The sequence below is a fragment of the Nonomuraea sp. K271 genome (assembly GCF_009908215.1).
In the GTDB taxonomy this organism is placed as follows: domain Bacteria; phylum Actinomycetota; class Actinomycetes; order Streptosporangiales; family Streptosporangiaceae; genus Nonomuraea; species Nonomuraea longispora.
Map to the genome: position 1 here is coordinate 1 of NZ_JAAAHR010000276.1, position 6,933 is coordinate 6,933.

The 6,933-nt window shown below is 71.4% G+C and carries 4 protein-coding genes; all 4 read right to left on the reverse strand.

Features of this window, described 5'->3' with window-relative positions:
• On the reverse strand, nt 1-1,711 hold a 1,711-nt coding region (locus tag GUY59_RS45190; protein ID WP_236668128.1), incomplete at its 3' end, for a condensation domain-containing protein.
• A gap of 158 nt (nt 1,712-1,869) precedes the next feature.
• Nucleotides 1,870-4,953: a non-ribosomal peptide synthetase gene (locus tag GUY59_RS45195; RefSeq protein WP_161715065.1), complete on the reverse strand. Its 3,084-nt coding sequence runs from the start codon at nt 4,951-4,953 to the stop codon at nt 1,870-1,872.
• 2 nt (nt 4,954-4,955) lie between these two features.
• Nucleotides 4,956-5,777, reverse strand: a complete 822-nt coding sequence (locus GUY59_RS45200) for a hypothetical protein (RefSeq protein WP_132337550.1) — start codon at nt 5,775-5,777, stop codon at nt 4,956-4,958.
• 15 nt (nt 5,778-5,792) lie between these two features.
• A partial coding sequence (locus GUY59_RS45205; protein WP_161715066.1) for a type I polyketide synthase occupies nt 5,793-6,933 on the reverse strand: 1,141 nt, incomplete at its 5' end.

Below are 6,933 nucleotides of genomic sequence, written 5' to 3' on the forward strand. Positions count from 1 at the left end.
CCCCCAACACCCGATCCGCCAACTCCCCATACGACACACAACCGCCACCAGAAATCAGCGCCACCCGATCCGGCTCGGTACGCGCACGAGCGAAGAACCCACCATGCAACACCCCATCCGGCACCCGACCAGCCGTAGCATTCACCCGCGCCCGCACCACCCCCTGACCAACAGGCAGCAGACCAGGCACCTCACCCGACCAATCACCCTCCGCCAACCACTCCAACAACCCCCCATACGCCCCGAACATCGCATCCAACACCCCAGGCGCGAACAACTCCTCCACCGCGTCCCACGCCAGGTGGAGGCCGTGGTCGTACTCGTTGATCTGGTGGTCGAGCCAGACCTGCGGGGTCTGCGTGATCATCCAGCCGGGCTCGCCGAACGCCTCACGCACCTCCGGCACGATCAGCTCGGTCCCCAGGTTGCAGGCGAACACGACCGGCGCGCCGGTGTGCTCCCCGTTGCGGGCCAGGTCTCTGAGCACCTCGACGCCGGAGTACCCGGTGTGCCGGGCGTCGGCGCGGAAGCGGGCCTGAAGAGTCCGGGCGCGCTCGGCGAACGGCTGCGGCTCCGAGAGGTCGGCGGCGACCAGGATCAGGTTCGTGAAGTCGGCGACCAGGTGGGCGACGTCGGGGTGCACGGTGTCGTCCCGGTCGAACAGCGGCAGGTTGAGCAGGAAGCGGGGTTCGCGGCTCCACGCGGCCAGCACCTCGCAGTAGGCGGCGGCGAGCACCATGGCGGGGGTCAGCCCGTGCACGCGGGCCTGCTCCTGGATGCGCTGCCACGCGCCGGTCGACAGCCACCTCTCGCGACGCACGAACCTGGGCCGGGTGATCGTGGCCGGCTCGGTCGCGAGAGGCAGTTGCGGCGCGCCGGGCAGCTCGTCCAGCCGGCCACGCCAGTACTCCTGGTCGCGGGTACGCCGGGCCGCCCGCTCCTCGCCCCTGGCGGCGAGGTAGCGGGGGAACGAACAGGCCGGCGGCGGCATGGGCGTGCCGGGCTCCAGGTAGAGCCGGGCCAGGTCCTTCAGCAGGATCTGCAGGCCGAGCACGTCGGCGACGAGGAAGTCCACCTCGAAGTGCACCCTCGACCGGCCGCCCGGCAGCAGCGACAGCCGCACGTCGAACACCTCGCCGCGGGAGGCGTCGAAGCGGCGGTGCGACAGTTGCTCCCTGACGTGCTCCGCGGCGTCGTCGCCGAGCTGCGACAGGTCGTGCACGGTCAGGCCCGGCCACGGGCTGGTGTCCATGATCTGCTGGGTGCCGTCGTCGTGGAAGACGGCTCTGAGCATCCCGTGGCGGGCGACGAGAGCGCGTACGGCCCGTTCCAGCCGCTCAGGGTCGACGCCGGAGCCGTCGAACTCCAGGTAGGCGTGGCAGCCGACGCCCCCGATGACCTGCCCGTCTCCGCGGCCGATCCAGTAGGCGAGCTGGACGGGAGTGAGCGGGAACGGCGCCGCCTCGTCCACGGCCCGCTCCGGCTCCTGCCGGGGAGCGGCCTCGGCCAGCCGGGAGCGCACCAGCGACCACCAGGCCGCGAGGGTGAACTCCGTCGCCAGCTCGGCGAAGACGATCCGGGCTCCCGCCCGCCGCCACCGTCCCGCCAGCCGCATCGCGCGGAGCGAGTCGAGGCCGAGGCTGATCAGGTCGGCGCCGTCCGTGACCTCGGAGGGGTCGAGGTCCAGCTGGGCCGCGATGTCGGCGCGCATCGATTCCAGGGTCGGTGGCGCGCCGGGGGAACGGCCCGGCCGCGCGGACGGAACAGCCCGTACTTCCTCGACTTTCTCCAACACGAGACAACCCGCCTATCCACTAGTGCCGCTTACGTCGTGCCGGCGGCCGGGCGGGGGTGCCCGGCCGCGCCTCGTCAGGAATTCGTGTCGGCGGCCTGCAGCCTGCGGGCGAGACCGGCCGGGGTGGGCTCCTCGAAGATGTCCTTCAGCTTGAGCCTGATCTGGGTCGCCTTCTTGATCTCCTGCAGCAGCTTGACGGCCAGCAGCGAGTGCCCGCCGAGCGCGAAGAAGTGGCTGTCGGGGCCGAGATCGGTACGGTTCAGCATGGCTTTCCAGAGCGCCACGAGGGAGTCGACCAGCGCGTCCCCGGTGCCGGCCGGGAGGTCGGCCTCCTCTGCGGTGGTCTCGGCGGTGCTGCGCAGCTCCATGGCCAGCTTGCGCAGGGCCGGGTAGTCGACCTTGTCGTTGCCGGTCATCGGGAAGGCGTCCACGGCGACGTACTCCTGCGGGGTGGCCGCGTACGGGAGCGACGCGCTGGCGTGCTCCCACAGCTCGCCGGTGACCTCAGGCCGGCCGGGCGCCACCACGAACGCCCACAACACGGCGTCGGCGCTGGGGTCGCCGACCACCACGACGGCGGCCGCCCGCACGTCCGGGTGCGCCAGCAGCACGCCCTCGACCTCGGCCAGCTCGATGCGGTTGCCGCGCAGCTTGATCTGGCGGTCGAGCCGGCCGAGGATCTCCAGCTTGCCGTCGGAGGTCCACTGGGCCAGGTCGCCCGTGCGGTAGAAGCGGCCGTACACGGGGTGTTCGCCGAACCGTTCCGCGGTCAGCTCCGGCCGGTTGTGGTAGCCGATCGCCACGCCGTCGCCGGCGATGCACAGCTCGCCGCGGGTGCCGACGGGCAGCGGGCGGCCGTCGGGGGCGGCCACGTAGACCTTGGTGTTGGCGATGGGCACGCCCACGTCGACGCGGTCGGCTGCCGGGTCGACGCGTCCGGCGGTCGACCAGATCGTGGTCTCCGTGGGGCCGTACACGTTGTAGAGCTCGCAGCCGGTGGCGGCCAGCCGCTGGGCGAGGACGGCGGGCATCGGCTCGCCGCCGCAGAGCACGCGGCAGCCCGCCAGCTCGCCGGACGCCTGGTCCACGACCAGCCGCCAGGTGGTGGGCGTGGCCTGGGCGATGGTGACGCCGTAGCGCCGCAGCGCTTCGGCGAGCGGCTCGCCCTGCGTGCGGGCGTCGTCCGGCGCGATGGCCAGCCGGGCGTCCGTCGTCAGGGGCAGGAACAGCTCCAGCGCGGAGATGTCGAAGCTGAACGTGGTCAGCCATAGCACGGTGTCGCGCGGTCCCGCCGACAGCTGGTGCGCGAAGTGCGCGATCAGGTTGGCGAGGCTGTAGTGGTCGATCAGGGTGCCCTTGGGGAGCCCTGTCGAGCCGCTGGTGTAGATGAGGTACGCGCAGTCCTCCGGCCTGACGGAGCTGAACGGTGACACCGTCCCGGACACCGGGGTGACCGCGTCGGCGGAGACGAGCGGCAGGACCGTGCGCTCACCGGAGACGGTGATGCCGTCGCCCGCGAGGACCACGGCCGCGCCGGCGTCGTCGAGCTGGTAGTCGAGGCGCTGCTGCGGGTGGTCGGGTTCCAGCGGCAGGTACGCGGCCCCCGCCAGCCACACGCCGAGCGCCGCCGCGGCCAGCTCGGGAGAGCGCCGCGCGAGCAGCGCGACGACGTCTCCCCTGCCCACCCCGGCGGCCTGGAGCGCGTCGCGGGTGGCCTCGGCGGCGGCCCACAACCGGCGCAGGCCGACCTCCCGGTCGCCGTCGACCACGGCCACGACGTCCTCCGGCGGGGCGGCGGACACCTTGCGGGCGATCTTCTCCAGCACGGTCGCGGGCGTCACGGTGTGCTCGGTTGCGTTGGCCATCTCGATGGCGGCGCGGTCCTGGTAGCACCACACGGGGATGTCCGCGAGCGGCAGGTCGGGCTGCTCGGCGAGCGTGACGAGCAGCTCGTCGTAGCGGGCCAGCAGCAGCTCCACGTCGGCCCGGTCGAGCACGTCCACGCAGAACGCGGTCCGGATCTTGATGCTGTCCGGGATGGAGGTGACGAAGAACTCCAGGTCGAACTTGCTGAAGCCGTTCTCGACCACCACCTGCTCGGCGGGCAGGCCACCCAGCGTGAAACCGGCCGTCAGGTCGGCGGGCACGTAGTTGAAGGTGTGCCGGAACAGGTTGTTGCGCCAGCCGTCGCGGGGCACGATCTCCAGCAGGTCGTCCACCGGGTAGTCGGCGTGCGACATGGCCTCCATGAACGCGCGCCGGGTGGTGCGCGCGTGGGTGCGGAACGTGTTCGCCCAGTGAATGCGCGTGCGCAGGGTGAGCACGTTGATGTGGTAGCCGATGCGGGTGGCGGCCTCGGGCGTGCGCACGCTGACGGGCGAGCCGATGGTGAGGTCGGGGCCGGCGCCGTGCGCGGCCAGCAGCACGCCGTACGCGGCCAGCAGGATGACCGACTCGGGCGCCCGCAGCTCGCGCTGCATGCGCCGGGCCGCGTCGCGGGCGGCGGGCGACAGCTCCCAGTTGAGCACGTCGCCCACGAGAGTCGTCTGGGAGGTCTCGGCCTGCTCGCACCACAGGTCGAGGTCGCCGGCGTGGAAGCCGTCCAGCTTGTCGCGCCAGAACGGGCCACTGCGCGGGTCGGCGTCCGGCTCCTCCCAGGCCGGTACGACGTCGCGCGCCGGCGACTCGCCCGCCACGAGCGCGTCGTAGACGGTCACGAGTTCGTTGGTCAGCAGCGCCGTCGACAGCCCGTCGAAGATCGCGTGGTGGACGGCCAGGCAGTAGACCTCGCCCGCGTCCTCCTCCAGCACCGCGGCGCGCACCAGCAGCTCGCCGCCCGGCTCGAACGGCCGCGCGACGAACTCCGTCAGCCACTCGCGCGTGGCGTCCCAGGGGGCCTCCTCGAACCGCAGCACGGCCTGCTCGGCGGGCACGACCTCGCGCACCATGCCCTCCGGCTCGATCCTGAACACCGTGCGCAGGATCTCGTGGCGGTGCAGGACGTGGTTGACCGCTTCCAGCAGGAGGTCGCGTTGCGCCCGGCCGGTCACGCTGAACGCCACCGCCAGGTTGTTCACCCCCGCACCGGGGACGAGCTCCTCCAGCAGCCACAGCGCCTGCTCCTTGCGGGTGGCGCGCTGGCCCAGCATCTGCTCCATGATCATCTCTCCAGCAGCTTGGTGACGGCCCTGGCGATCTCGTCGTCGGTCAGCAACACGTCATGGCCCTTGTCGAACCTGAGCTCCTCGGCCACGACGGCGTCACGACCGGACGCGCGCAGCCCGTTGAGGCCGTTGCGGGGGTTGGACGAGCTCACCGCGGTGGCGCGCTGCCACCCCTCCCAGGGATCCAGGTGGTCGGCGTAGGTGAGGAAGGACAGGAAGGCGCTGAACGTGCCCCACATCTCTTCCGAGTACTCCGGGTCGAGCCCGGCTCTATCGAACGCGCGGTGCCCGACGTCGCGGAACTTCGCGTACAGCTGGGTGGCGTAGCCCTCGACCGTGACGCCCTCCTGCTGAAGGGGACGGTCCATGGCCTCGCGGGTCTCGGCGACGTCCTCCTCGTTGAGGATTGAGGAGAGAATGCCGAAGACCTTGCCGAACTGGAAGTAGATGTTCTCCAGGCTGGTCGGCTCGGGGTCGAAGAGGATCAGCCGGGGCGCCTCACCCTGCTCCTCCTCCAGCAGCTTCACGAGCTCGGCCGCGTAGACGGCGCCGATGCAGTAGCCCATCACCGCGTGAACCTTCCGGCCGCTCGCCTTGAGGGGTTCGAACCACGAACGCACATAGGCGGCGCCGTCGATGTCCGCTCCGGGCGCCACGGCGGGTGGAGAGACGTGCCAGAACGTCCCGTCGTAGTCCATCTTCGCCAGCAAATCGGGAAAACCCGCCTCCGCCCTGCCGGTCTCCGTGAAGTCGACGCAGAGCACGAGGTTCGCCGAGTCGGATTCTTTGAGCGTCGTCCAAGTGGTAACCAGATTCATGATCATTTCCTTTGACTAGGAACTCCCGCCTTCAAGGGCGAGTTGAATCAGGAGGTCGGCGTCCATGCTGTCGATCTCCTCGGTTCTGCCGTTCGTCTCCTCGTTCTCCGGGCCGGCCAGGCGCATGAGGCTGTCCAGCAGCCCGGCCGCACGCAGTCGTTCGATCGGGATGCTCGTCAGGAGCTGGCGCACCTCGGCGTCGCTGCGGGCGTCGGCGGGCTCGGCCGTGCCCGCCGCGACCGCCGGGAAGAGCTGCTCCAGGACGAATCGCGTCAGGTCGTGGGGAGTCGGATAGTCGAAGATGAGCGTGGCGGGCAGGTGCAGTCCGGTGACCGTGTTGAGCTGGTTGCGCAGCTCCACCGCGGTCAGCGAGTCGAAGCCGAGCTCCTGGAACTGGCGCTGCGGCTCGATCGCCGACTCGTCGGCGAACCCGAGCACCGCGGCCACCTGGCCTCTGACGACCTCGGACAGGGTGGCCTCGATCTTGGCCGGTTCCATCGTGGCGAGCCGTTCCGCCAGCCCCTGGCCCGGCCGCGTACGGCGGGGTTTGCTGCGGTTCCTGGCCTTGGTGAACTTCGCCGGGACCAGCACGGGCCGGCCGGAGCGCACGCCGAGGTCGAAGAGCACCAGCCCCTCCTCCGGGGACAGCGGTCTGACCCCTGCGCGCTCCATGCGGCGCAGGTCGGTTTCGTCCAGCTCGCCCGCCATGCCGCTGGTCGTCCAGAGACCCCAGGCCAGCGAGGTGGCCGGTAGGCCGTCCGCCTGGCGCTGGTGGGCCAGGGCGTCGAGGTAGGCGTTGGCCGCGGCGTAGTTGGCCTGGCCCGCGCTGCCGAGCACCCCGGCCAGCGAGGAGAACAACACGAACGCCCTCACGTTGCGGTGCCGGGTGAGCTCGTGCAGGTGGCGGGCGGCGTCGGCCTTGGGCTTGAGTACGGCGTCCAGGCGCTCGGCGCTCTGCGCGGCGATGACGCCGTCGTCCAGGACGCCGGCCGTGTGCACCACGCCCGCCAGCTCGTCCACGCCCTCCAGCAGCGTGGCGAGGGCGTCGCGGTCGGCCACGTCACAGGCCGCCACGGTGATCTCGGCGCCGAGCTCGGACAGCTCGGCGACCAGCTCGGCCGCGCCCGGAGCCTCGGCCCCGCGCCGGCTCACCAGC